Annotated in this window: 13 protein-coding genes; 12 read left to right on the forward strand and 1 reads right to left on the reverse strand. The window is 67.2% G+C overall.

Going from position 1 to position 26601, the window contains the following annotated elements:
- Window positions 1-799 (reverse strand): PE family protein (locus AC5Y4D_RS23525; protein WP_500038347.1); only part of this gene is annotated, 799 nt, incomplete at its 3' end.
- A 418-nt stretch (window positions 800-1217) separates the two neighbouring features.
- Here AC5Y4D_RS23525 and argC point away from each other — a divergent pair.
- The 12 genes from argC to AC5Y4D_RS23585 all read left to right on the forward strand — a co-directional run bounded on the left by argC (window position 1218) and on the right by AC5Y4D_RS23585 (window position 26506).
- A complete protein-coding gene (gene argC / locus AC5Y4D_RS23530) occupies window positions 1218-2261 on the forward strand; it encodes an N-acetyl-gamma-glutamyl-phosphate reductase (protein ID WP_500038348.1) in 1044 nt (347 codons plus the stop codon).
- Window positions 2258-3472 (forward strand): bifunctional glutamate N-acetyltransferase/amino-acid acetyltransferase ArgJ, encoded by a 1215-nt coding sequence (gene argJ / locus AC5Y4D_RS23535; RefSeq protein ID WP_500038349.1) that lies wholly within the window; start codon window positions 2258-2260, stop codon window positions 3470-3472. The genes argC and argJ overlap by 4 nt, the downstream gene beginning before the upstream one ends.
- Window positions 3469-4356 (forward strand): acetylglutamate kinase, encoded by an 888-nt coding sequence (gene argB / locus AC5Y4D_RS23540; RefSeq protein ID WP_499989942.1) that lies wholly within the window; start codon window positions 3469-3471, stop codon window positions 4354-4356. The genes argJ and argB overlap by 4 nt, the downstream gene beginning before the upstream one ends.
- Complete coding sequence (locus tag AC5Y4D_RS23545) at window positions 4353-5543, forward strand: acetylornithine transaminase (protein WP_500038350.1); 1191 nt, start codon at window positions 4353-4355, stop codon at window positions 5541-5543. Before argB ends, AC5Y4D_RS23545 begins: the two co-directional genes overlap by 4 nt.
- A complete protein-coding gene (gene argF / locus AC5Y4D_RS23550) occupies window positions 5540-6466 on the forward strand; it encodes an ornithine carbamoyltransferase (protein ID WP_500038351.1) in 927 nt (308 codons plus the stop codon). The genes AC5Y4D_RS23545 and argF overlap by 4 nt, the downstream gene beginning before the upstream one ends.
- Window positions 6463-6969 carry an arginine repressor gene (locus tag AC5Y4D_RS23555; protein WP_500038352.1) on the forward strand — a complete coding sequence of 169 codons (507 nt, stop codon included), beginning with the start codon at window positions 6463-6465 and terminating at the stop codon, window positions 6967-6969. Before argF ends, AC5Y4D_RS23555 begins: the two co-directional genes overlap by 4 nt.
- Before the next feature lie 13 nt (window positions 6970-6982).
- Window positions 6983-8179 carry an argininosuccinate synthase gene (locus AC5Y4D_RS23560; protein ID WP_499942829.1) on the forward strand — a complete coding sequence of 399 codons (1197 nt, stop codon included), beginning with the start codon at window positions 6983-6985 and terminating at the stop codon, window positions 8177-8179.
- 79 nt (window positions 8180-8258) lie between these two features.
- Entirely contained in the window at window positions 8259-9671 is a 1413-nt protein-coding gene (gene argH, locus AC5Y4D_RS23565; RefSeq protein WP_500038353.1) for an argininosuccinate lyase, read from the forward strand.
- A 122-nt stretch (window positions 9672-9793) separates the two neighbouring features.
- Window positions 9794-10855, forward strand: coding sequence for a type III polyketide synthase (locus tag AC5Y4D_RS23570; RefSeq protein ID WP_499989946.1), 1062 nt, complete (start codon window positions 9794-9796; stop codon window positions 10853-10855).
- 16 nt (window positions 10856-10871) lie between these two features.
- Window positions 10872-17156 (forward strand): SDR family NAD(P)-dependent oxidoreductase, encoded by a 6285-nt coding sequence (locus AC5Y4D_RS23575; RefSeq protein WP_500038354.1) that lies wholly within the window; start codon window positions 10872-10874, stop codon window positions 17154-17156.
- 3 nt (window positions 17157-17159) lie between these two features.
- Complete coding sequence (locus tag AC5Y4D_RS23580) at window positions 17160-23492, forward strand: SDR family NAD(P)-dependent oxidoreductase (RefSeq protein ID WP_500038355.1); 6333 nt, start codon at window positions 17160-17162, stop codon at window positions 23490-23492.
- Window positions 23492-26506, forward strand: coding sequence for a type I polyketide synthase (locus AC5Y4D_RS23585; protein ID WP_500038356.1), 3015 nt, complete (start codon window positions 23492-23494; stop codon window positions 26504-26506). The genes AC5Y4D_RS23580 and AC5Y4D_RS23585 overlap by 1 nt, the downstream gene beginning before the upstream one ends.
- The last annotated feature ends 95 nt before the right edge of the window (window positions 26507-26601 follow it).

The following is a 26601-nucleotide window of genomic DNA, read 5'->3' on the forward strand; positions in this document are numbered from 1 at the left end:
TGAAGTCGCCGGCCAGGTCGACCAGGGCGTTCAGGCCGCCCGTGACAGCAGCGTTGAGCGCGGGCAGTCCACCGGTCAGCACAGCGGAAAGGTTGCCGATGAGTCGTCCGCCGGTCGCCGCAAGTTCGGCCAGGTTGGGGAGGATGCCGCTGAAGTTTGCCGACAGATTCAGATTGAGGTTGGCGCCCAGAGCTGCATTCGCGAGTGCGGACAGCGCTGCATTCGCCTGGCCACTCAAGGCGGCACCAGATGCCGACAGGCTTGCCCCCAGGCCCTGGAAGGCCGCGCCGGCGCCGATGATGGCCTGACTGGTCTGCGCCAGTCCAGTGCCCAGACCAGAAGCCAACGCGCCACCAGTCTCAAGAGCAAGTCCCGCACCGAGGCTGGGAAGAGCCGTGAGAGCCCGCAATGCGGTGGCGGCGTTCAGGCCCAGAGACCCCGAACCTCCGATCGAGCCGCCGAAGCCACCGAGCGATCCGCTCAGGGCCCCTTGGAAACCAGCGGCGACGTTGTTGAGGCCGATCTCGATGTTGGCCGCAATGTTGTTCAGGTTGAACAGCGCCGAAATATTCAGCGCTTCCGCGGCGGCGTAGGACGTCGCGCCTCGGGTCAGTAGAGTGACGAACTCCTGGTGATACGCCGCCGCTTGAGCGTTGACGGCCTGGTATTCGCTACCGAAGGTGCCAAACAGCCGCGCAATAGCGGTCGATACCTCGTCCGCCGCGGCCGGCGCCAGCTCGGTCGTGGCGAGTACGGCCGACGAACTTACCTCGACTAGTGAAGACCCGATACCGGCCAACTGGTCGGCCGCAGCTTCCACGAACGCAGGTACAGCGATAACAAATGACATGTCCATCTCCCCAGATGACCCAAATAGACAAGCCTTGACTCGGCGACGCCCGAACGCCGCTGAGACAACACGTGCCCAATAGGTCCCCAAAGGGGAGGGCGCTTAAACCAGTTATTTCTAAGAGTTTCCGGCCCTGAATCTTAGGGTCTGCGATCGCCGCCGCAGTCCTACCTTTTGGCCGAAAACCGTTGTGCCCGAGAGCATTTGCTCCGATGTGAATGGGGCGAAATCGACACAATGGGACAGTACGCCGCGGCGTGTCGGTTTGACAACGATAACGCCGATCCTCCTCGCATGTGGCAGAACGAAAAATCTGCTCACAACGAATGAATTTGCGATCGACTGCATAAACATGCACAATCGCCGGATGGTCGACGCGATACGGGTAGCGGTTGCCGGAGCCACCGGATACGCGGGCGGCGAGGTCCTGCGCCTGCTGCTCGGACACCCCTCTTACTCGGACGGCCGGCTGGTCATCGGATCAGTGACGGCAGCGTCCAGCGCCGGCAGCACGCTCGGCGAGCATCACCCGCACCTTGTTCCGTTGGCTCATCGCGTCGTCGAACCCACCGAGGTTGCCGTCCTGCGCGGTCATGACGTCGTCTTCCTCGGTCTTCCGCACGGGCACTCGGGAGCGCTCGCCGAGCAACTCGGACCCGAAACGCTCGTCATCGACTGTGGTGCGGATTTCCGACTAACCGATTCTCAGGCATGGGAGCGGTTCTATGGCTCTCCGCATTCCGGGAGCTGGCCTTACGGTCTGCCCGAGCTACCGGGAGCGCGGGAGCGGTTGAAAGGAACCCGCCGTATCGCAGTACCGGGCTGCTATCCGACGGCAGCACTGCTGGCCCTCCTGCCTGCGGTCGCCGACGATCTCATCGAGCCCGCAGTCACCATCGTCGCTGTCAGCGGCACTTCGGGGGCTGGGCGCACAGCCAAGGCCGACCTGCTCGGGGCGGAGGTCATCGGATCGGCGCGCGCCTACAGCGTCGGCGGCGTCCACCGGCATACCCCCGAGATCGCACAAGGATTGCGGGCGGTGACCGACCGCAACGTCACAGTGTCGTTTACCCCGGTGCTCATCCCGACTTCACGCGGAATCCTCGCGACGTGCACCGCACGCACCCAAGCGCCGATCTCGCAACTGCGAACGGCATATGAGAAGGCCTATGACGCAGAGCCCTTTGTCCATCTGCTGCCTGACGGGCAGCTGCCCCGCACCGGGTCCGTGATCGGTAGCAACGCCGCACACATCGCCATCGCGGTGGACGAAGACGCCGCGACGTTCGTGGCGATCGCCGCGATCGACAACCTCGTCAAAGGCACCGGTGGGGCCGCCGTACAGTCGATGAACCTGGCGCTGGGTTGGCCGGAGGGCGAGGGGCTTTCGATCGTCGGGGTGGCACCGTGACCGATACCGTCGACTCCACGAGGCTGGTGCGGGCGCAAGGGGTGACGGCTCCGGCCGGCTTCCGCGCCGCCGGAATCGCGGCCGGCATCAAGGCATCCGGTGCGCCCGACCTGGCGCTGGTCTTCAACGAGGGTCCCGACTACGCGGCGTCGGGGGTGCTCACCCGCAACAAAGTCAAGGCCGCGCCGGTGCTGTGGACACAACAGGTGCTGACGACCGGGCGACTGCGGGCGGTGATCCTCAATTCCGGTGGCGCCAACGCCTGTACCGGTCCCGGTGGCTTCCAAGACACCCACGCGACCGCTGAAGCAGTGGCAACTGCGTTGTCGGACTGGGGAACCGAGACCGGCGCCGTAGAGGTCGCGGTGTGCTCCACCGGGTTGATCGGCGACCGGCTGCCGATGGATAAGGTACTGGCCGGCGTCCGCGACGTGGTGCACGAGATGCACGGTGGACTTACCGGCGGCGACGATGCCGCGCACGCCATCATGACCACCGATACCGTGCCCAAACAGGTTGCACTGCACCACAAAGACAACTGGACCGTCGGCGGGATGGCAAAGGGTGCCGGCATGCTGGCGCCGTCCCTGGCCACCATGCTGTGCGTGATCACCACCGACGCCGTGGCCGACGCCCACACCCTCGGGCAAGCGCTGCGACGCGCCACCATCCGCACATTCGACCGGCTCGACGTCGACGGAACCTGCTCGACCAACGACACCGTGCTCCTGCTCTCGTCGGGAGCCAGTGAAATCGCCCCGGCGGCAGAGGATCTCGAAGACGCGGTGTTGCGGGTCTGTGACGACCTGTGCGCTCAGCTGCAGGCGGACGCCGAGGGTGTCACCAAGCGGGTCCACGTGACCGTGAAAAGCGCTCGCACAGAAGACGATGCGGTGACCGCAGCGCGGGTGATCGCTCGCGACAGCCTGGTCAAGACCGCATTGTTCGGTTCCGACCCGAACTGGGGACGGGTCCTGGCCGCCGTTGGATTGGCCCCGGTCTACCTGGAACCCGATCGGATCACAGTGTCCTTCAACGGTTTCGTCGTCTACCGCGACGGCGTCGGCACCCCGGGCGCGCGCGACGTCGATCTGACCGGCAGCGATATCGACATCGTGGTGGATCTCGCTGTCGGCGACGGCACCGCCACCATCCGGACCACGGACCTGTCGCACGGATATGTCGAAGAGAATTCGGCCTACAGCTCATGACGGAGACCACCGAATCGCTGTCAACCCAGGTCAAGGCGCAGGTTTTGGCCGAAGCGCTGCCCTGGCTCAAGCAGTTGCACGGCAAGATCGTCGTCGTCAAATACGGTGGCCACGCCATGCTCGACGAATCACTGCGGCGGGCGTTTGCCTCCGACATGGCATTCCTGCGCAACTGTGGCATCCATCCGGTGGTTGTGCACGGCGGAGGGCCGCAGATCAGCGCCATGCTGCGTCGGCTGGGTATCGACGGTGATTTCAAGGGTGGATTCCGTGTCACCACACCGGAAGTGCTCGACGTGGCCCGCATGGTGTTGTTCGGGCAGGTAGGCCGGGAACTGGTCAATCTGATCAATGCGCATGGACCGTACGCGGTCGGCATCACCGGTGAAGATGCTCAGCTGTTCACAGCCGTGCGTCGCAGCGTCACCGTCGATGGCGTGGATACAGACATCGGTCTGGTCGGTGACGTCGAGCTGGTGAACACCGCCGCAGTGTTGGATCTCATTGCCGCACGGCGGATTCCGGTGGTCTCGACGCTGGCGCCTGACGTCGATGGCGTGGTGCACAATATCAATGCTGACACGGCGGCCGCGGCGCTGGCCGAAGCGCTGGGAGCCGAAAAGCTGCTCATGCTCACCGATGTCGAAGGTCTGTTCACCAGCTGGCCGGACCGAACTTCGTTGGTCAGCGAGATCGACACGGCCACCTTGGCCCAACTGTTACCCCGTCTGGAGGCGGGCATGATCCCCAAAGTGGAAGCGTGCCTGCGGGCCGTCACCGCCGGTGTGCCCAGCGCACACGTCATCGACGGACGCGTCGAGCACTGTGTGTTGGTGGAGTTGTTCACGAATGCGGGAACCGGCACCAAGGTGGTGTCGGCATGACGCAAACCGAAGCGGTGCAGCAGCGTTGGCAGGCCGTCATGATGAACAACTACGGCACACCGCCGATGGCGCTGGCTAGTGGTGACGGCGCCGTGCTCACCGACGTGGACGGCAAGACTTACGTCGACCTGCTCGGCGGCATCGCCGTCAACGTGCTCGGGCACCGCCACCCCGCCGTCATCGATGCTGTCACACAACAGATGTCGACATTGGGGCACACCTCCAACCTCTATGCCAACGAACCCGGTATCGCGCTGGCCGAGCAACTGATCGCCCTGCTCGGCGCCGAAGCCCAAGCGCGTGTGTTCTTCTGCAACTCCGGGACCGAAGCCAACGAGGTGGCGTTCAAGTTGACCCGCCTGACCGGTCGCACGAAACTCGTTGCGGCACAGGAGGCGTTTCACGGCCGCACGATGGGTTCCCTGGCCCTCACCGGACAGCCCGCCAAGCAGGCGCCATTCCAACCGCTGCCGGGCAACGTGACACACATCCCATACGGCGACGCCGATGCGTTGGCCGCCGCGGTCGACAACGACACGGCCGCAGTGTTTCTCGAACCGATCATGGGGGAGAGCGGTGTCGTCGTCCCCCCCGGGGGCTACCTGACGGCCGCGCGTGAGATCACCACCCGGCACGGCGCCTTGCTGGTGCTCGACGAGGTGCAGACCGGGATGGGCCGCACGGGAACGTTTTACGCCCATCAGCACGACGGCATCACTCCCGACGTGGTGACATTGGCAAAGGGCCTCGGAGGTGGGCTGCCGATCGGGGCGTGCATCGCGATAGGGCGGGCCGCAGATCTGCTGACTCCCGGATTGCACGGCAGCACCTTCGGCGGCAACCCTGTCTGCACCGCGGCCGCGATGGCGGTGCTCAAGGTGCTGGCCGCCGACGACTTGGTGCGTGGTGCCGATGTCAAAGGCAAGGCCCTGCGGCACGGCATCGAATCACTGGGCCACCCGTTGATCGACCACGTGCGCGGTAGGGGGTTGCTGCTGGGGATCGTGCTGACCGTCGCGAGCGCCAAAGACGCCGAGGCGGCCGCCCGAAGTGCCGGCTACCTGGTGAACGCGGCCGCACCCAACGTTATTCGGCTGGCGCCGCCGCTGATCATCACCGAGCAGCAGCTGGACGGCTTCGTCGCCGCGCTGCCGCGCATCCTCGACGCGGCGGGAACACAGACGTGACAAGACATTTCCTGCGTGATGACGACCTGAGCGCTGCGGAACAGGCCGAGGTCCTCCAACTTGCCGCTGAGCTGAAGAAGGACCCGTTCGCCCGTCGTCCCCTCGAGGGGCCCCGCGGAGTCGCGGTCATCTTCGACAAGAACTCCACCCGGACCCGGTTCTCCTTCGAGATGGGCATCGCGCAACTCGGCGGCCATGCCGTGGTCGTCGACGGACGCAGCACCCAACTGGGTCGCGACGAGTCCTTGGAGGACACCGCACGGGTGCTGTCCCGCTTCGTCGATGCCATCGTGTGGCGGACCTTCGGGCAAGAGCGCCTCGTCGCCATGGCCTCGGCTGCCACCGTGCCCGTCGTCAACGCGCTGTCCGACGAGTTCCATCCCTGTCAGGTGCTGGCCGACCTGCAGACGATCGCCGAGCGCAAAGGAAGCCTCCACGGCTTGAAGTTGACCTACCTCGGCGACGGCAGCAACAACATGGCTCACTCGCTGATGCTCGGTGCGGTGACCGCCGGCATGCACGTCACCATCGCTGCACCGGAAGGGTTTACACCCGATTCCGGCGTAGTCGCCGCCACCGACCGCCGCGCCCGGGAGACCGGCGCCGAGCTGACCGTGACCGATGACCCGGACTCAGGCGCCGACGGCGCCGACGTCCTGGTGACCGATACCTGGACGTCGATGGGACAGGAAGACGACGGCCTGGATCGCGTCAAGCCGTTCCGGCCGTTCCAGATCAACCAGCGTCTGCTCGACCTTGCGCACCCCGAAGCCATTGTGCTGCATTGCCTTCCGGCGCACCGCGGCGACGAGATCACCGATGAAGTGATGGACGGGCCGGCCAGCGCGGTGTGGGACGAGGCCGAGAATCGACTGCACGCGCAGAAGGCGCTGCTGGTCTGGCTGTTGGAGCGGTCACGATGACGAACGGAAACATCAAAGCGTCACCGGAGATCAGCGCCAATCGCGCCGGACGGCAGGCTCGCATCGTGGCGATGCTGTCCACCCGGGAGGTGCACAGTCAAAGCCAACTCGCGGCCCTGCTGGCGGCGGAAGGAATCGAGGTCACCCAGGCCACCCTGTCCCGGGATCTCGAGGAACTGGGCGCGGTCAAGCTGCGCGGCGCCGACGGCGGTGTCGGCGTCTACGTCGTCCCCGAGGACGGCAGCCCGGTACGCGGGGTCGCCGGCGGTACCGGACGGCTTTCCAGGCTGCTCGCCGAGCTGCTGGTGTCCACCGACGCCAGCGCCAACCTCGCGGTGTTGCGCACCCCGCCCGGGGGCGCCCACTACCTGGCCAGCGCGCTCGACCGCGCCGCGTTACCGTACGTGGTCGGCACCATCGCCGGTGATGACACCGTGTTCGTGGCAGCTCGTGAGCCGATGACCGGCGCCGATCTGGCCACCGCTATCGAGAACCTCAGATAAAGGAGATTGGTTCATGTCAGAGCGCGTCATCCTGGCCTATTCCGGCGGCCTGGACACCTCGGTGGCCATCAGCTGGATCGGCAAGGAGACCGGCCGCGAGGTCGTCGCCGTAGCGATCGACCTCGGCCAGGGCGGCGAGGACATGGAGGTCGTCCGCCAGCGGGCACTGGACTGCGGCGCCGTCGAAGCCGTCGTCGTCGACGCCCGTGACGAGTTCGCGGACGGCTACTGCCTGCCCACCATCCTCAACAACGCGCTCTACATGGACCGCTATCCGCTGGTGTCGGCCATCAGCCGGCCGTTGATCGTCAAGCATCTCGTCGCCGCGGCACGCGAGCACGGCGGCGGCATCGTCGCGCACGGCTGCACCGGCAAGGGCAATGACCAAGTTCGATTCGAAGTCGGATTCGCTTCGCTGGCACCCGATCTCGAGGTACTGGCCCCGGTCCGCGATTACGCCTGGACCCGCGAGAAGGCCATCGCGTTCGCCGAGGAGAACGCCATCCCGATCAACGTCACCAAACGCTCGCCGTTCTCGATCGACCAGAACGTGTGGGGCCGCGCGGTGGAAACCGGCTTCCTCGAACACCTTTGGAATGCGCCTACCAAAGACGTCTACGACTACACCGAAGACCCGACCGTCAACTGGAACACCCCCGACGAGGTGATCGTCGGCTTCGAACAGGGCGTGCCGGTATCCATCGACGGCAAGTCGACGTCTGTCTTGCAGGCCATCGAGGAACTGAACCGGCGCGCCGGCGCACAGGGCGTCGGGCGCCTCGATGTCGTCGAAGACCGGTTGGTGGGCATCAAGAGTCGCGAGATCTATGAGGCACCCGGCGCGATGGTGCTGATCACCGCGCACGCCGAACTCGAGCATGTCACCCTCGAGCGCGAGTTGGGCCGGTTCAAGCGTCAGACCGACCAGCGCTGGGCCGAACTGGTATACGACGGCCTGTGGTACTCGCCGCTGAAGATCGCATTGGAGAGCTTCGTCGCCAAGACCCAGGAGCACGTCACCGGCGAGATTCGGCTGGTCCTGCACGGCGGTCACATCGCCGTCAACGGGCGGCGCAGTGCGGAGTCGCTCTACGACTTCAACCTGGCCACCTACGACGAGGGCGACACCTTCGACCAGTCCATGTCGAAGGGCTTCGTCTACGTGCACGGGTTGTCGTCGAAGCTGTCCGCCCGCCGGGATCTGCGGTGACCGTCGTCTGGCGAGCAGACGCAAAAGCCCCCGACACGCCGGGCGCAAAGGGGCTTTTGCGTCTGCTCGGCACAAAAAAGTGAGCACCAACGAGGGGTCGTTGTGGGGCGGGCGGTTCGCCGGCGGGCCCTCCGACGCGTTGGCCGCGCTGAGCAAATCGACGCATTTCGACTGGGTGCTGGCACCGTACGACATCATCGCTTCGCGCGCCCACACCGTGGTGCTCTACCGGGCCGGCCTGCTCACCGAAGAACAGCGCGATGGCTTGCTGGCGGGACTGGACAGCCTGGCCGAGGACGTCGCCGACGGCAGCTTCGGTCCACTGGTCTCCGACGAGGACGTGCACGCGGCGCTGGAACGCGGACTCATCGACCGCGTCGGGGCGGATCTCGGTGGCCGCTTGCGGGCCGGGCGGTCGCGTAACGACCAGGTGGCGACGCTGTTCCGGATGTGGCTGCGCGACGCGGTACGGCGGGTCGCTGACGGCGTGCTCGACGTCGTCGCCGCGCTGGCAGACCAGGCCGCCGCCCACCCGACGGACATCATGCCGGGCAAGACGCACCTGCAGTCGGCCCAGCCGATCCTGCTGGCGCATCATCTGCTCGCCCACGCGCAGCCGTTGCTGCGCGATGTGGACCGCATCGTGGACTTCGACAAGCGGGCGGCGATCTCGCCCTACGGCTCGGGCGCGCTGGCCGGCTCGTCCCTGGGCCTGGATCCCGACGCGATCGCCGCCGACCTTGGCTTCACCGCCGCCGCCGACAACTCGGTCGACGCCACCGCGGCCCGGGACTTCGCGGCCGAGGCGGCGTTTGTCTTCGCGATGATCGCCGTCGATCTGTCCCGGCTGGCCGAAGACATCATCTTGTGGAGTTCGACGGAGTTCGGCTACGTCAGCTTGCACGACTCGTGGTCCACCGGCAGTTCGATCATGCCCCAGAAAAAGAACCCCGACATCGCCGAACTGGCCCGGGGCAAGTCCGGGCGGCTGATCGGCAACCTGGCCGGGCTGCTGGCCACGCTCAAAGCCCAGCCATTGGCCTACAACCGTGACCTGCAGGAGGACAAGGAGCCGGTGTTCGACTCGGTGCTGCAGCTGGAGTTGCTGCTGCCGGCGATGGCCGGGCTGGTGGGCAGCCTGACCTTCCATGTCGAGCGGATGGCCGCACTAGCGCCGGCCGGTTACACACTCGCCACAGATATCGCTGAATGGCTTGTGCGACAAGGTGTTCCGTTCCGGTCTGCGCACGAGGCGGCCGGCGCGGCGGTGCGTACCGCCGAACAGCGCGGGGTCGGGCTGCAAGAGCTCACCGACGACGAGCTGGCCGCGATCAGCACCGACTTGACGCCGCAGGTCCGCGACGTGCTGACCATCGAGGGTTCGGTCATGTCACGTGATCGCCGGGGCGGCACCGCGCCTAACCAGGTTGCCCAGCAACTCACCGCGTTGCGCTCGGCGGCCGACCGGCTGCGGGGGCAGCTGCAGCGCTGAGTGTCGTCCTGCTTCTTTGCCGGTCGGATTAGGGCGGACTAAACTTTGACCTTTGCGCGATCCGATTGACCGATCTTGGTGAACAATGTGGCCTTGATGTTCGTATCAAAGGGGTGGGACCAATGAGCGTCATCGCAGGTGTCTTCGGCGCCTTGCCACCGTATCGCTACTCGCAGCACGAACTGACCGACACCTTTGTCAACATTCCCGATTTCGAGGGTTATGAAGACATCGTCCGGCAATTGCACGCCAGCGCGAAAGTGAACAGCCGCCACCTCGTGCTCCCGCTGGAGAAGTACCCGAAACTCAACGACTTCGGCGAGGCCAACGGGATTTTCATCGAGAAGGCCGTGGATCTGGGCGTCGAGGCGCTGATGGGTGCGCTCGACGAGGCGGGGCTGGCGCCCGAGGATCTCGACGTGCTCATCACGACCACGGTGACCGGACTCGCCGTGCCTTCGCTGGACGCCCGGATCGCCGGTCGGGTCGGGCTGCGTCCCGACGTGCGCCGCGTGCCGCTGTTCGGGCTGGGTTGTGTGGCCGGCGCGGCGGGGGTGGCCCGGTTGCACGACTACCTGCGGGGCGCTCCCGACGGCGTCGCAGCATTGGTCGCGGTCGAACTGTGCTCGCTGACCTTCCCCGGGTACAAGCCGTCGGTAGCCGGACTGGTAGGTAGCGCACTGTTTGCTGACGGCGCGGCAGCGGTGGTCGGCGTCGGGGATCGCCGCGCCGAACAGCTGGCGGCGGCCGGCCCGTCCATCCTCGACTCGCGCAGCCATCTCTATCCCGACTCGTTGCGCACCATGGGTTACGACGTCGGCTCGGCCGGGTTCGAGTTGGTCTTGTCCAAGGACCTGGCCGCGGTCGTCAAGCAGTATCTGGGCAACGACGTCACCGCGTTCCTGGGCGAGCATGGCCTGAACGTCGCCGATGTCGGTGCGTGGGTGACCCACCCGGGTGGACCCAAGATCATCGAGGCGATCACCGAGACCCTTGATCTGCCAACGGAAGCGCTGGAATTGACCTGGCGCTCGCTGGGGGAGATCGGCAACCTGTCGTCGGCGTCGGTATTGCATGTGCTGCGTGACACCATCGCCAAACCGCCGCCCAGCGGAAGTCCGGGCCTGATGATCGCGATGGGGCCCGGGTTCTGTTCCGAACTGGTGCTGTTGCGCTGGCACTGAATACTTTTCGTGTGGCATGACCAGCACCCAAGACGAGCTCATCCAGGCCCTGCGGAGATCTCTCAAAGAAAACGAGCGCCTCAAGCGGGAAAACCGCGACTATCTGGCGCAAAGCACTGAACCAATTGCGTTGGTGGGCATGGGTTGCCGGTATCCCGGCGGGGTGGATTCGCCCGAGGCGCTGTGGCAGATGGTGGCCGACGGCCGCGACGTGGTCTCGGAGTTTCCGACGGATCGCGGCTGGGACAGCGCGGCGCTGTTCGATCCTGATCCCGACGCGGTCGGTAAGTCCTACACCCGTGCCGGGGGGTTCCTCGGCGACGTCGCCGGATTCGACGCCGAGTTCTTCGGGATCGCGCCCAGCGAGGTGCTCGCGATGGATCCACAGCAGCGGCTGCTGTTGGAGGTGTCCTGGGAAGCGTTGGAGCGAGCCGGAATCGACCCGCTCACGTTGCGGGGCTCGCCGACCGGCGTGTTCGTCGGCATCTTCCATGGTTCCTACGGCGGCCAGGGCCGGGTGCCCGGCGACCTGGAACGCTACGGGTTACGTGGTTCGACGTTGAGCGTGGCGTCGGGCCGGGTGGCGTATGTGCTGGGTCTGGAAGGGCCCGCAGTGTCGACCGACACCGCGTGTTCTTCGTCGCTGGTGGCGCTGCACCTGGCCGTGCAGTCGCTGCGGTCGCGGGAGTGCGACCTGGCCCTGGTGGGTGGGGTGACGGTGATGGCCACGCCCGCGATGTTCGTCGAATTCAGCCGGCAGCGGGCACTTTCGGTTGACGGCCGGTGCAAGGCGTACGCCGCCGCCGCTGACGGCACGGCTTTCGCCGAGGGTGCCGGTGCGCTGGTCGTGGAACGGTTGGCAGATGCGCAGCGGTTGGGTCATCAGGTCCTGGCGCTGGTGCGGGGTTCGGCGGTCAACCAGGACGGAGCGTCCAATGGCCTGGCAACCCCCAACGGTCCGTCCCAGCAGCGGGTGATCCGCGCGGCATTGGCGAGCGCGCGGCTGGGCGCCGCCGACGTCGACGTGGTCGAAGGGCACGGGACGGGAACTACCCTGGGAGATCCCATTGAGGCACAGGCGATCCTGGCGACATACGGTCAGGGGCGCACCGAGCCCCTGCGGCTCGGCTCGATCAAGTCCAACATGGGGCACACGTCGGCCGCGGCCGGCGTGGCCGGGGTGATGAAGATGACGTTGGCGATGCGGCACGGCGTCATGCCCAAGACGTTGCATGTGGATGCGCCCACGCCGCAGGTGGATTGGTCTGCCGGTGCGGTGTCGCTGTTGACCGAGGCACAGGCGTGGCCACGCTCTGGACGGCCACGTCGTGCTGCGGTGTCGTCGTTCGGGATCAGCGGGACCAACGCGCACGTGATTCTGCAGGAGGCGCCTGCGGTCGAAAGGGCTGTGCGCGAAGGGGTTGACGGTGCAGCGCCGTGGGTGGTGTCGGCACGCTCGCCCGCCGCGCTGCGCAACCAGGTGCGACGGTTGTCGGCCTGGGTCAGCGCCGACGACGCCCTGAGTGCGCCCGATGTCGGCTTGTCGCTGGTTGGCACACGGGCAATGTTTGAACATCGCGCGGTCCTGGTGGGCACCGATCGTCAGCAGTTGCTGGCCGAACTCGCGGGATTGGCTGCCGGCGAACAGGGTTCCGGCACGGTGGTCGGCCGGGCACGCACGATGATGGGCAAGACGGTGTTCGTGTTCCCCGGGCAAGGCTCACAGTGGGCTGGCATGGGCGCCGAATTGCTGGGTAGTGCACCGGTTTTCGCCGAGCAGATGCAGCGTTGTGACGAGGCGCTGCGCGCACATGTCGACTGGTCGGTGATCGACGTTCTCCGTTGCGCCCCCGACGCCCCGCGTCTGGACCGGGTGGACGTGGTACAGCCGGCGCTGTGGGCGGTGATGGTGTCCTTGGCTGAGTTGTGGCGTTCGATGGGCGTCACACCCGATGCGGTGATCGGACATTCGCAGGGTGAGATCGCGGCTGCTTGCGTGGCCGGGGCGCTGTCGTTGCAGGAGGCGGCGCGTGTGGTGGCGCGACGCAGTCGGCTGCTGACCCAGCTGTCCGGGGCGGGCGGCATGGCTTCGCTGGCCGTCGGACCGTCCGAAGCCGAGAGGCTGGTGGCGCCGTGGGGCGGGCGCTTGAGTATCGCTGCCGTGAACGGTGTTTCGGCGGTGGCCGTGTCCGGCGAAGTGGACGCCGTCGCCGAATTGGTGCGGCAATGTGACGCCGACGGCCTGCGCGCCCGCCGGATCGACGTCGACTACGCCTCCCACTGCGCCCACATCGATGCGATCCGCACCCCGCTCCTCGAGGCGCTCACAGGTATCGAGCCGCAATCGTCCTCCGTGACGTTCTTCTCCACGCTGACCGGGCACGTCATCGACACCGCCGAACTCACCCCGGACTACTGGTACGAAAGCCTGCGGCGCACAGTGCAATTCGAAAGCGCGGTGAGCGCGGCATCGGAAATGGGCTACCAGGTGTTCATTGAATCCAGCCCCCACCCGGTGCTGACCGCGGCCGTCGAAGACACGCTGGCCGTGCGCAATCCCGCTTCCCAACCGGTAATCGTACCCACTTTGGGTCGCGACGACGGCGGGCTGCGACGGTTCTGGCTTTCGGCGGCCCAGGCCCACGTGGCCGGCGTGACCGTGGATTGGCGGCCTGCGTTCCGCGGCGCCGAGCAAGTGGCGTTGCCGACGTACGGCTTTGCGCGGCGGCGGTTTTGGCTTGCCGAGTCGACGGCGCGGGATATACGCCGGGACGGGCTGCAGGGCGCCGAGCACGCGCTGCTCGGCGCGGTCGTGGAGCGGCCCGACTCCGGCGGCGTGGTGTTGACGGGCCAATTGTCCGCGGCCGCGCAGCCCTGGCTCACCGACCACGCGGTCAACGGCACCGTGCTGTTTCCGGGCGCCGGATTCGTCGAACTCGCCATCCGGGCCGGAGATCAAGTCGGACTCCCGGTGCTCGACGAGCTGACCCTGTCGACCCCGCTGCCGTTGCCTGACGACGCGGCGGTGCGGATACAGCTGGTGGTCGGTGCCTCAGACGAGTCTGATCGACGTACGATCTCGATCTATTCCGCCGCCGCTCAACCGGATTCGGGATGGGTTCTGCATGCCCAAGGGATGCTGAGCGGAGGTGAGCTGAGTCCGCAGACCCACATGTCGTCGTGGCCGCCGCCGAACGCCGAGCCGATCGAGTTGGCCGACGCCTACGCTCGGCTGGCCGCGCGGGGATACGACTATGGGCCGGCGTTTCAGGGCCTGCAGGCGGTGTGGCAGTCCGGCGGCGACCTCTATGCCGAAGTCGTGCTGGCCGAAGACGCCGGTCTGACCGCAACGGGTTTCGGTATGCACCCTGCGCTGCTGGACGGCGCGCTACACGCTTTGGGTGTTTGCGGTCCGCAGACCGACACGGTGTTGCCGTTCGCCTGGCAGGGTGTGTCGCTACATGCCGCGGGCGCCACCCGGTTGCGGGTCCGGATCAGCCCCGCCGGCACCCACGCGGTCCGGGTGGAGCTGGCCGACCCGACCGGGTTGCCCGTACTGACCGTGCGCAGCCTCACTTTCCGTCCCGTCTCCGCGCAGTCGTCGGTTGTGCGTGACGACGCCGGACTGTTCGAGGTCGCTTGGTCGCCGGTCGCGCTCGCCGACGGCGGCGACACTCCGATCACGGTGTGGCAGCCGCCATCTGGGGACGCCGACGACCCGTCGGCGGTTTATGCCGCCACTCACGCGGCCCTCGCGAGGCTGCAGAACTGGTTGGCCGGTGACGAGCCAGGGTTGCTGGTCGTGCTGACGCGCGGCGCGGTGGCGTTGGACGACGAGGCCGTCTCGGATCTGCCCGGCGCGGCGGTGTGGGGATTGGTGCGTTCGGCCCAGGCCGAACACCCGGGCCGGGTGCTGCTCCTTGATTCCGACGGATCCGTCGATGTCGGCAAGGTAATCGGTTGCGGGGAGACGCAACTGATCGTGCGGAGTGGGGTGGCCTATCGGGCCCGGCTGAAGCCCCTGAGTCCGAGACTCACACTGCCCGAGGCCGATGACGGATGGCGTCTGGTCACCGACGGTTCGGGGACGCTGGAGGGCGTCCAGGTAGGTTCCTGTGCGCGATCCGCCCTCGCCGCCGGGCAGCTGCGCGTCGCGGTGGCCGCGGTAGGGGTGAACTTCCGAGATGTGTTGGTGGCGTTGGGGATGTACCCGGGCGGCGGCGAGTTGGGCGTCGAGGGCGCCGGGGTCGTCCTCGAAGTGGGGCCGGGGGTTTCCGATGTCGCCGTCGGCGACGCCGTGATGGGACTGTTGGGAGTGGTCGGACCCGAAGCGGTGGTCGACCGACGCCTGGTCACAGCGGTGCCGGCGGGCTGGTCGCTGGAGTCGGCCGCGGGTGTGCCCGTGGTGTTCCTGACCGCCTGGTACGGACTGAAGGTGTTGGGTGCAGCCCGAGTCGGCGAGCGGGTGTTGATACACGCCGCCACCGGAGGTGTCGGCATGGCGGCGGTGCAGCTGGCCCGGCATTGGGGGCTGGAGGTGTTCGCCACCGCGAGCCGCGGCAAATGGGACACGCTGCGCGCGATGGGTTTTGACGACGATCACATCGGCGATTCCCGAAGTCTGGACTTCGAGCACAAGTTCCGGGTCACCGCAGGCGGCGCCGGCGTCGATCTGGTGCTGAACTCCCTGACCGGTGAATTCGTCGACGCCTCGCTGCGACTGTTGGCGCCGGGCGGACGATTCATCGAGATGGGCAAGACCGACCTTCGCGACGCGAACGCACTCACCGGGCACGGAATCCGGTACCGGGCATTCGACTTGATCGAGGCGGGACCCGATCACACCGCACAGATGCTCAGCGAACTGACCGGCTTGTTCCGGACCGGCAGCCTGGCGCCGTTGCCGGTCAAGACCTTCGACGTGCGCTCTACGCGGCAGGCGTATCGGTACGTCAGCCAGGCCCGCCATACCGGCAAGGTGGTGTTGACTCTTCCGGGCACCATCGCCGCCGCGATCTCGGCCGGCACCGTCCTGATCACCGGCGGTACCGGGATGGCCGGTGCTGCGCTGGCCCGACACTTGGTGTCCCACTACCGGGTCCCGCACGTGCTGCTCGTCAGCCGCTCCGGCGCGCAAGGCTCTTCGGAGTTGGTGCGCGAGCTGGAGGCGGGCGCGGCGCGGGTGTCGGTGGTCGCCGCTGACGTGGCCGATCGCGACGCCGTTGCCGCGCTGCTGGAACAGATACCCGAGGAGTTTCCACTCCGGGCAGTCATCCATGCCGCCGGAATCCTCGATGACGGGTTGATCGCATCGCTGACGCCGGAGCGGGTGGACGCGGTGCTGCGCGCCAAAGTCGACGGAGCATGGAACCTGCACACCTTGACCCGTGATCTCGAACCGGCTGTCTTCGTGGTGTTTTCCTCGATGGCCGGCTTGCTGGGCACCCCCGGCCAGGGCAATTACGCGGCGGCCAACAGCTTCCTCGACGCGTTGGTGGCACACCGGCGCACTCAGGGATTGCCTGGCCTGTCCCTGGCGTGGGGACTGTGGGAGCAGGCCAGCGCGATGACGCGGCATCTCGACGATCGCGACAAGGCCCGGATGGGCCGGGTGGGATTGGCGACGCTGTCCACGCGGCAGGCGCTCGCCTTGTTCGATGCCGCGATCGCCGCAGACCCGGGAGTGGTGGCCGCCACTCGCCTCGATGCCGCCGCACTGGCCGATGATGCCCCGCCGCTGCTGCAAGAACTGATGCGCCGCCCCATTCGACGGGTCGTCGATACCGGCCAAACCGATTCTCCGGCAACAGGCTTGGCTACGCGACTACGTCGCCTCGACGCTGAGCAGCGCTATCGCGAACTGGTCGACGTGGTGTGCAGCAATGCCGCCACCGTCCTGGGTCGTTCGAGTACCGCTGACATCAACGCTCAGCGCGCATTTCAGGAACTGGGGTTCGACTCGCTCACCGCCGTCGAATTGCGCAACCGGCTCAAAACTGCTACCGGACTTACACTTTCGCCCACCCTGATCTTCGACTATCCGAGTCCCAGCGCCCTGGCCGAGCACCTCGGCGTCCGGCTGGCGACCCCGACTGAACAGGCCGACCCACTGGCGCGCTTCCACGACATCACCCGTGAACTGGACGCTCTGGTGGACCGGGCGGACTGGACCCCGCAGGAAAGAAGCCAGCTGTCCCACCGACTGCAGGCCATCCTGGCCAACTTGACCACCGACGACGACCTGGCCGCCGCCAGCGATGACGAACTGTTCGCCATCCTCGACGAAGAACTCGGGTCCTAGAGCATGGATCAGGGTACGGAGGGCACCGCCAAGCACGTCGATTACCTGAAGCGGCTCACCGCGGATCTGCGGCGAACCCGGCGACGGTTGTCCGAACTCGAAGGCAAGCTGAACGAGCCGGTTGCCGTGGTGGGCATGGCGTGCCGGTATTCCGGTGGCGTCGATTCGCCGGAAGCGTTGTGGGACATGCTGATGGCCGGTCGCGACGGCGTCTCCGACTTCCCCATTGACCGCGGCTGGGATATCGACGGCATGTACGACCCGGATCCGGACCAGCCCGGTAAGACCTACACCCGCCGCGGTAGCTTCCTGCAAAATGCGGGCGACTTCGACGCCGGCTTCTTCGGGATCGGACCCAACGAGGCGCTCGCGATGGACCCACAGCAGCGGGTGATGCTGGAGTTGTCCTGGGAAGCGTTGGAACGCAGCGGGATTGATCCGACCACCCTGCGCGGCACCTCGACAGGCGTATTCGCCGGGGTGATCCACGCCGGTTACGGCGGCGAAGTCAAGGGGGACCTGGAAGGCTACGGACTGACCGGGTCGACGTTGAGCGTGACGTCGGGACGGGTCGCCTATGTGCTGGGCCTCGAGGGGCCGGCGGTGTCGGTGGACACCGCATGTTCCTCGTCCTTGGTGGCGCTGCATCTGGCGGTCCAGTCACTGCGTTCGGGGGAGTGCGATCTGGCGTTGGTGGGGGGCGTGACGGTGATGGCCACGCCGGCGGCGTTCGTCGAGTTCAGCCGGCAGCGGGCTTTGGCCGCCGATGGCCGGTGCAAGGCGTACGCGGGCGCAGCCGACGGCACGTCCTGGTCGGAAGGTGCCGGCGTGCTCGTCGTTGAGCGGTTGGCCGACGCGCAGCGCTCGGGCCGCCCGGTGCTGGCGGTGGTGCGGGGTTCGGCCGTCAACCAAGACGGCGCGTCCAACGGTCTGACCGCGCCGAACGGTCCGGCGCAGCAGCGCGTGATCCGGTCGGCGCTGGCCAGCGCGGGTCTCGGCACGGCGGACGTGGACATCGTCGAAGGGCACGGGACGGGCACCAGATTGGGCGATCCCATTGAGGCGCAGGCGATTTTGGCGACCTACGGGCAGGACCGCGCCGAACCGCTCTGGCTGGGCTCGATCAAATCCAACATCGGCCACACCTCGGCGGCCGCGGGTGTGGCGGGGTTGATCAAGATGGTGCTGGCCATGCAGCACCAGGTGATGCCCAAGACGTTGCACGTGGATATGCCGACGCCGCACGTGGATTGGTCGGCTGGTGCGGTGTCGCTGCTCACCGACACCAGGCCCTGGCCGTCGCCGGGACGGCCGCGCCGGGCCGGTGTCTCGTCGTTCGGCATCAGCGGCACCAACGCGCACGTGATCCTCGAAGAACCAGCGACCGCCGAAAGCCCGGTCGCACAACAGTTCAGCGGAGCAGTTCCGTGGGTGTTGTCGGCGCGTTCCGCCGACACCCTGGCCAACCAGGCGCGGCGCCTGCTGGCACACGCCGGCGCCGACGCCGATGTGCGAGCGCTGGATGTCGGCTGGTCGTTGGCCAGCACCCGAGCGGTCTTCGAGCATCGCGCCGTGGTGGTCGGCGCCGATCGCGCCGAGCTGATGGACCGACTAGGACGGGTCGCGGCCGGCGAGCCGGCCGCTGGTGTCGCGGTGGGCCGCGCGCACACGGTGGGCAAGACGGTGTTCATGTTTCCCGGTCAGGGTGCCCAGTATCTGGACATGGGCCGTGCGCTGCACGAGCGATTCCCGTTGTTCGCCAAGCAATTTGACGAAGTTGCCCGGGCACTGGACATCCACCTCAGAGTGCCGCTGCGGCAGGTGATTTGGGGAACGGATGCGGCGTTGCTGGAAAGCACCGAGTTCGCGCAGCCGGCCTTGTTCGCCGTCGAGGTCGCGTTGGCGGCCCTGTTGCAGTCGTGGGGGGTGGTCCCCGACCTGGTGCTGGGCCATTCGGTAGGAGAGATCGCCGCCGCGCAGGTGGCCGGTGTGCTGACGCTGCCGGACGCGGCCCGCCTGGTGGTGGCCCGGGGTCGGCTGATGGCTGAATTGCCGGCCGGCGGGTCGATGGTGGCCGTGGCCGTCGGCGAGGACGAAGCCGCGCCGCTGCTCGGCGACGGTGTCAGCATCGCCGCGGTCAATGCGCCTGACTCCGTGGTGCTTTCAGGTGAGCGGGCGGCGGTCGCCGCGGTGGTCGAGCGGCTGCCCGGCCGGCGGACGCACCGGCTGGCGGTCTCCCACGCGTTTCACTCGTCGTCGATGGAGCCCATGATCGCGGAGTTCTCCGCGCTGCTGGCCGATGTCGGCGTGACTGCGCCGCGGATCGGGTTGGTGTCGAACGTCACCGGGCGCCTCGCCGACACCGGGTATGGCTCGGCCTCGTACTGGGTGGAGCACGTGCGAAAACCGGTTCGTTTTGCCGACAGTGTGCAACTGGCGCGGTCTCTGGGAGCCGAGATCTTCGTCGAGGCGGGTCCCAGTGGCGGACTGACCGGTCTGGTCGAACAGTGCCTGGGTGAGCACGCGGTTTCGGTCCCCGTGCTGGTCAAAGACCGTCCGGAAGTCTCGTCGTTGTTCACCGCGTTGGGCCGGTTGTTCATCGAGGGCGTCGGAGTGAACTGGTCCGAGACGTTTGCGGGCCTGGAACCACAGCGCGTCGAGTTGCCGACGTACGGCTTTGTCCGGCAGCACTTTTGGCTTTCCGACCTCGGGGTCGGCGCCGCCGGTCTGAGCGCGGTGGGACTGGCCGGGCTCGGGCATCCTCTGCTTGGTGCGGCGGTGGCCCGGCCCGACGATGGCGGAGTGGTGCTGACGGGTTCGTTGTCGCCAGGCGTGCAGCGCTGGCTGGCCGATCACGTGGTGAGCGGTATGACGTTGTTCCCGGGCGCGGGATTCGTCGAACTGGTGCTGCGGGCCGGCGACGAGGTCGGTGCGCAGGTGATCGAGGAGCTGACGTTGTTGGCCCCCTTGGGATTACCTCCCGGAGGGGTGCGGATCCAGGTGGTCGTCGGCGCCGTCGACGACGCCGGGCGCCGGAATGTGTCGGTGTACTCGGTTGCGGCCGAATCCGATTCATGGCTGTTGCATGCCGAGGGCGTGCTGGGTCCGGGTGGCGTTGGCGGGGGAGCGGACCTCTCGGCGTGGCCGCCGGTCGGGGCCACGGCGGTGGACATATCCGACGTGTACGAGCGGCTGACCGAACGGGGCTACGGCTACGGTCCGACATTCCAGGGTCTGCGCAAGGTATGGCGGCGCGGGCGGGAGGCGTTCGCCGAGGTGGTCGCTCCCAGGGGTCTGAGCCTGGGCGGCTTCGCGCTCCATCCGGCGATGCTGGACGCGGCATTACACGCCTGGGGGGTGGTCGACGGTGACCAGCAATTGGCGTTGCCGTTCTCCTGGCAGGGCGTGGCGTTACACGGCGCCGGGGCCTCCCGGCTGCGGGTCCGGATAGCGCCGACCGGTGCGGGATCGGTTTCGGTGGAAATGGCGGATTCTTCGGGGTTGCCGGTGTTGTCGGTGCGGGAACTGATCGTGCGCCCGATTTCCGCGCAGGCATTGTCGGCGGCGATCTCGGCGGGCCTGCCCGCCGGTGCTGAATTGTTGGACGTCGCATGGACACCGCTGGAGCGCGACGTCGTCGATGCCGACAGTGATCTGACGATCTGGGAGCTGGATTCGGACACCGTGCCCACGGCCACTCATCGGGCGCTGGAGGTGTTGCAGGCGCATCTGCGTAGCGACGGGTCTGGTCTCCTCGCTGTGCTCACCCGTGGCGCGGTGGGACTGCCGACTGAGGCCGTGTCGGATCTGGCCGGTGCGGCGGTCTGGGGGCTGGTGCGAGCGGCGCAGGCCGAGCATCCGGGCCGAGTGGTGCTGGTCGATACCGACGACTCGGTGGCGGTCGCAGACGCGGTGCGTTGCGCGGAGCCGCAACTGGCCGTGCGGTCGGGTGCGGTGTACGGGGCCCGGCTGGCGCGGGTCGGGTCATCATCCGTGCTGGAGCTGCCAAATGGGTTGTGGCGGTTGGCTGTCGGTACCGCGGACACACTGGACGACGTGACCGCCCGTCCCACCGAGCAAGTGGAGTTGAGGCCCGGGCAGCTGCGCATCGCCGTGGCCGCGGTGGGCGTGAACTTCCGGGATGTGCTGGTGGCGTTGGGCATGTACCCCGGTGGCGGAGAGCTCGGCGCCGAGGGTGCCGGGGTGGTCGTCGAGGTGGGACCCGGGGTGACCGGGTTCTCGCCGGGCGACCAGGTCATGGGCCTGTTGGGTGTGGTCGCTTCCGAAGCGGTCGTGGACCAGCGCATGGTGACCGCGGTACCTCCCGACTGGTCGTTGGACAGGGCCGCAAGCGTTCCGGTGGTGTTCATGACGGCCATGTACGGACTGTCGCTGCTCGCCGGGCTGAAAAGCGGCGAACGGGTGCTGGTGCATGCCGCCACCGGCGGGGTGGGCATGGCGGCGGTCCAGCTGGCGCAACACTGGGGTTGTGAGGTCTTCGCCACCGCCAGCCGCGGTAAATGGGACACGTTGCGGGCGATGGGTTTTGACGACGAACACATCGCCGACTCCCGCACCCTGGACTTCGAAACACAGTTCACCGAGGTCACCGACGGCGCCGGGATCGACGTGGTGCTCAACTCCCTGGCCGGCGAATTCACCGATGCGTCGCTGCGGCTGATGGCCCCCGCCGGGCGGTTCGTCGAGATGGGCAAGACCGACCGACGCACCCCCGAGGCCGTCGCCGAGAAATACCCAGGCATCACCTACCAGGCGTTCGACCTGATGGACGCCGGCCCGAATCGCATCGCCGCCATGCTTACCGAGGTGCTGGCCATGCTGAGGTCCGGTGCCCTGAAGCCGTTGCCGGTCCGGGTTTTCGACGTTCGCAGCGCCCGGCAGGCGTACCGGTTCGTCAGCCAGGCCCGCCACATCGGCAAGGTGGTGCTGAGCCTGCCATCCGCGCCGGACGGGCCAGTAGGAGCGCAGTCGCCGCTCACGGGTGGCACCGTTCTGATTACCGGCGGCACCGGCATGGCGGGGGCGGCGGTCGCCAGGCATCTGGCCGAGCGCTACGGCGTTGCTCACCTGATGTTGCTCAGTCGCTCCGGGGTGGACGCGGATGGAGTGGGCGAGTTGGTGTCCGAGCTCGACCGGACCGGAGCGCGGGTGACGGTCGCCCGATGCGATGTCTCCGACCGCGACGCGGTGGCCGCACTCCTGGCGCAGATACCCGAGAAATGGCCCCTCAAGGGCGTTTTCCACGCTGCGGGAGTACTCGACGACACGGTCGTCACCTCCCTGACCGCCGACCGTATCGACGCGGTGTTACGGGTCAAGGTCGACGGGGCCCGGAACCTGCATGAGCTGACGCGCGACGCGAATTTGGCTGCCTTCGTGATGTTCTCGTCCCTGGCTGGGATCGTGGGGAGCCCGGGTCAGGGAAACTACGCAGCCGCCAACGCCTACCTCGACGGGCTGGCCAGTCAGCGGCGCCAACAAGGACTTCCGGGCTTGTCGATCGCCTGGGGACTGTGGGAGCAGACCAGCGCGATGACCCGTCACCTCGGCGATCGAGACCTGGAACGGATGAGGCGGGTCGGGCTGTCACCGCTGACCACCGAGCAGGCGCTGCAATTACTCGACGCCGCGCTGCTCACCGATCAGGCGCTCGTCGTCGCGGCGCGGTTGAGCAGCACCGCGGTGACCGCCGAGACCGAACTGCCGCCGCTGTGGCGAGATCTGGTCACCCGCCGGACCCGCCGCGTCGTAGACGCCACCGACAATGCGGCCGCGGCCACCGGCCTCGTCGCGCGGCTGCACACCTTGTCGCCCGAGCAGCGGCAGCGTGAACTCACCGAATTCATCGCCGACAACGCCGCAACCGTATTGGGCCACAACAGCACCATCGACATCGACGCGCAAAAGGCGTTCCAGGAACTCGGATTCGACTCGCTGACCGCGGTCGAACTGCGCAACCGGCTCAAAACCGCCACCGGACTGACACTTTCGCCGACGCTGATCTTCGACTATCCGACGCCGGCCGCGCTGGCCGAACATCTCGCCGACCGACTGGCCACCAGTGCGCCACCCGTCGCCGAGCAACCCCACCTGTTAGGCCGATTCAACGACATCACCCGCGAACTCGACGCACTCATCCAGCAGCCGGACTGGACCGAGGAAGAAAAGACGCACGCCAGTGCCCGGCTGCAGGCACTGATCGCCGACCTGACCGCGCCGCACACCAACGGGCAGAACACTGTTCGCGGCGAGGACATCGGCAGCGCCACCGACAGCGAGCTGTTCGCCATCCTCGATGACGAACTGGGCCCCTGATGCGCCCGACGGACATTGCGGTCATCGGGATGGCCTGCCGCTTCCCGGCAGCGGCCAGTACGCGCGATTTCTGGCAACTGATCTGTGACGGACGTGAAGTCACCGAACCCCTCGAGAACGTCGCCGAATTCGACGCGGACTTCTTCAACGTGTCCCCCCGCGAAGCGGCCGCGATGGACCCGCGGCAACGGCTGGCCCTGGAGTTGGCCTGGGAGGTGTTCGAAGATGCGTTCGTCGTGCCGCAAAAGCTGCGGGGCACACCGCTCGGCGTCTATCTCGGCGCGATGAACGACGACTATGCGTTGCTGATGATGCGCGACGCCGCCGGCGACGTCGATCACCATGCCTTCGCCGGGCTCGGTCGGGGGATGATCGCCAACCGGCTCTCGTATTTCTACGGTCTGCATGGTCCCAGCTTCACCGTCGACTGCGGCCAGTCGTCCTCCCTGGTCGCAGTGCATCTGGCCTGTGAAAGCCTGCGTAGCGGGGCCACCGAGATGGCCATCGCCGGTGGCATTCACCTCAACGTGGCGCCCGAAACCGCAATGCTGGAAACGAAATTCGGGGCCGTCTCGGCGTCCGGGCACACCTACGCCTTCGACGAACGTGCGGACGGTTACGTGCGGGGTGAAGGTGGAGCGCTGATTGTGCTGAGGCCGTTACGCGCCGCGCTGGATGACGGGAACCGCATCCACGCGGTCATCTCGGGAAGCGCGGTCGGCAACGCGGGCCACGACACCGCGGCGGTGACGGTGCCCTCGTCCCGGGCGCAGGCCGAGGTGATACGTCGTGCCCTGGCCGACGCCGGCCTGAACCCCGACCAGGTCGACTACGTCGAGGCGCACGGTACCGGCACGCAGGTGGGAGATCCGGTCGAGGCCACGGCACTGCACGAGGTGTTCGGTGCGCGCCGGCACCGTCCGGTCGCGGTCGGGTCGGTCAAGACGAATATCGGGCACACCGGCGCCGCCGCCGGAGTGGCGGGCCTGGTCAAGACGGTGCTGTCGATCGAGAACGCCGCCATCCCAGCGAGTCTCAACTTCGTCAAACCGGGCATGGCACTTCAGGAACTGGGTCTGAAAGTCAACGACACCATGACGCCGTGGGGTGCTGCGCAGCCGCGCCGGGCCGGTGTCTCGTCATTCGGAATGGGCGGTACCAACGCGCACGTCATCGTCGAACAGGCACCGGCAGCGAAAACGGCCGTGAGTGGGCGCGTCGGCGAGGTGACGGTGCCGTGGGTGCTGTCCGCCCGCTCGGCCGAGGCGTTGACGGGTCAGGCTCGCCGATTGGCCGATCGGGCAACGACACTCGACATCGTCGACGCGGGTTGGTCGTTGGCGACCACCCGCGCCGTCTTCGAACATCGCGCGGTGCTGGTCGGCGACCGCGCGGGCCTGACGGCCGGGCTGACGGGTTTGGCCGCCGGCGCGCGCGGTGCAGGAGTGGTGGCCGGACGGGCGCGGTCGTTGGGCAAGACGGTGTTCGTGTTTCCCGGGCAGGGGTCGCAATACCTCGGCATGGGTCACCAGTTGTATCAACGGTTTCCGATCTTCGCCGACGCGTTCGACCGGACGGCCGACGAGTTGGACCTGCATCTCAGAGTGCCGTTGCGGCAGGTGATCTGGGGCGGCGATGCGAAGCTGCTGGAAAGTACCGAGTTCGCGCAGCCCGCTCTGTTCGCCGTTCAGGTGGCCTTGGCCGCGCTGCTACGGAGTTGGGGTGTGACACCTGACGTTGTGCTGGGGCACTCCGTCGGGGAAATCGCCGCGGCGTACGAAGCCGGGGTGTTGACGTTGCCGGATGCGGCGCGGGTGGTGGCCGTGCGGGGGCAGTTGATGGCGGGGCTGCCGCGGGACGGAGTGATGGTCGCGGTGGCCGCAGGAGAGGCCGAGACGTTGCCGCTGCTCGATGATCGGGTCAGCCTGGCGGCGGTGAATGCGCCGGACTCGGTGGTGCTGTCCGGGCCGGAGGCCGCAGTCAACGCGGTGGTTGATCGGCTGTCGAGGGGTGGACGGCGGGCGCGCCGACTAGCGGTGTCGCACGCGTTCCATTCGGCGCTGATGGAACCCATGCTGGACGGCTTCGCGCAACTGCTCGCCGGTGTGTCGGCGCACCACGCGCGAATTCCGTTGATTTCCAACGTTTCCGGTCACCTCGGCGGTGTTGGATACGGGTCGGTCCAGTACTGGGTCCAGCACGTGCGGGAGCCGGTCCGGTTTGCCGATGGTGTGCAGACGGCGCTGGGTCTGGGTGCCGAAGTCTTCGTCGAGGTGGGTCCGGGCGCCGGACTGACCGCGGACCAGGACGTCTCGGTGGTGACGCTGGTCGAGGACCGCCCCGAAGTCGACGCCGTGCTCACCGGTGTAGGCCGACTGTTCGTCGCCGGGATGGACGTGGATTGGGCTCCCGTGTTCGACGGCCTCGGCGCCCGCCGGGTGGACCTGCCAACCTATGCGTTTGCACGGCAAAGCTTTTGGCTGGAAGCCGGTGCCGCAGAAACTACGCACGCCCCCGGCACGGAGCGGTTGCGGGACTTGGATGCCGCGGAGCGGCGTCGTGTGCTGGTGGATTTGGTGTGCTTCCACGCGGCCGTCGTGCTGGGCCACGCCGACGGCCGGCGCGTGGATGCCGAGCGTGCCTTCCAGGATCTCGGGTTCACCTCGATGACCGGTGTGGAACTGCGCGATCGCCTCAAATCCGAGCCTCGCCTGGCGGGATTGGCGCTAGCCCGCACGCTGATTTTCGACTATCCCACCCCGTCCGCCCTTGCCGGGCACCTGGTCGAACAATTATCGGGCCACGGCGAAGGGCAATCCGAGGAAGAAAGCATTTGGAGGCTTTTGCGCAACATTCCCATCGCCGAGCTGCGCCGAACCGGATTGCTCGAAAGGCTGCTACTACTGGCCGGACAACCGGAAAAGGCCAGCACAGCACCCGATGTCGGCGAAGAGGTCATCGACTCGCTCAGTCCCGATGCGTTAATCGCGATGACCCTCGAATCGCAAGAATGAACCGTCGAGAAAAGGAAATTCGGGTCCGAAATCGGCCCGGATACGACAGGTGTCGAATAAGCGGAATCTTTGCGACGTCCCGAATTGACCACTAA

The organism is Mycobacterium sp. NGS67 (genome assembly GCF_059812185.1).

Bases quoted from the DNA above. Each gene is read 5' to 3' on its own strand.
- argC (WP_500038348.1), top strand. From the start codon at position 1,218: ATGGTCGACGCGATACGGGTAGCGGTTGCCGGAGCCACCGGATACGCG.
- argB (WP_499989942.1), top strand. From the start codon at position 3,469: ATGACGGAGACCACCGAATCGCTGTCAACCCAGGTCAAGGCGCAGGTT.
- AC5Y4D_RS23545 (WP_500038350.1), top strand. From the start codon at position 4,353: ATGACGCAAACCGAAGCGGTGCAGCAGCGTTGGCAGGCCGTCATGATG.
- AC5Y4D_RS23555 (WP_500038352.1), top strand. From the start codon at position 6,463: ATGACGAACGGAAACATCAAAGCGTCACCGGAGATCAGCGCCAATCGC.
- AC5Y4D_RS23560 (WP_499942829.1), top strand. From the start codon at position 6,983: ATGTCAGAGCGCGTCATCCTGGCCTATTCCGGCGGCCTGGACACCTCG.
- AC5Y4D_RS23570 (WP_499989946.1), top strand. From the start codon at position 9,794: ATGAGCGTCATCGCAGGTGTCTTCGGCGCCTTGCCACCGTATCGCTAC.
- AC5Y4D_RS23575 (WP_500038354.1), top strand. From the start codon at position 10,872: ATGACCAGCACCCAAGACGAGCTCATCCAGGCCCTGCGGAGATCTCTC.
- AC5Y4D_RS23580 (WP_500038355.1), top strand. From the start codon at position 17,160: ATGGATCAGGGTACGGAGGGCACCGCCAAGCACGTCGATTACCTGAAG.
- AC5Y4D_RS23585 (WP_500038356.1), top strand. From the start codon at position 23,492: ATGCGCCCGACGGACATTGCGGTCATCGGGATGGCCTGCCGCTTCCCG.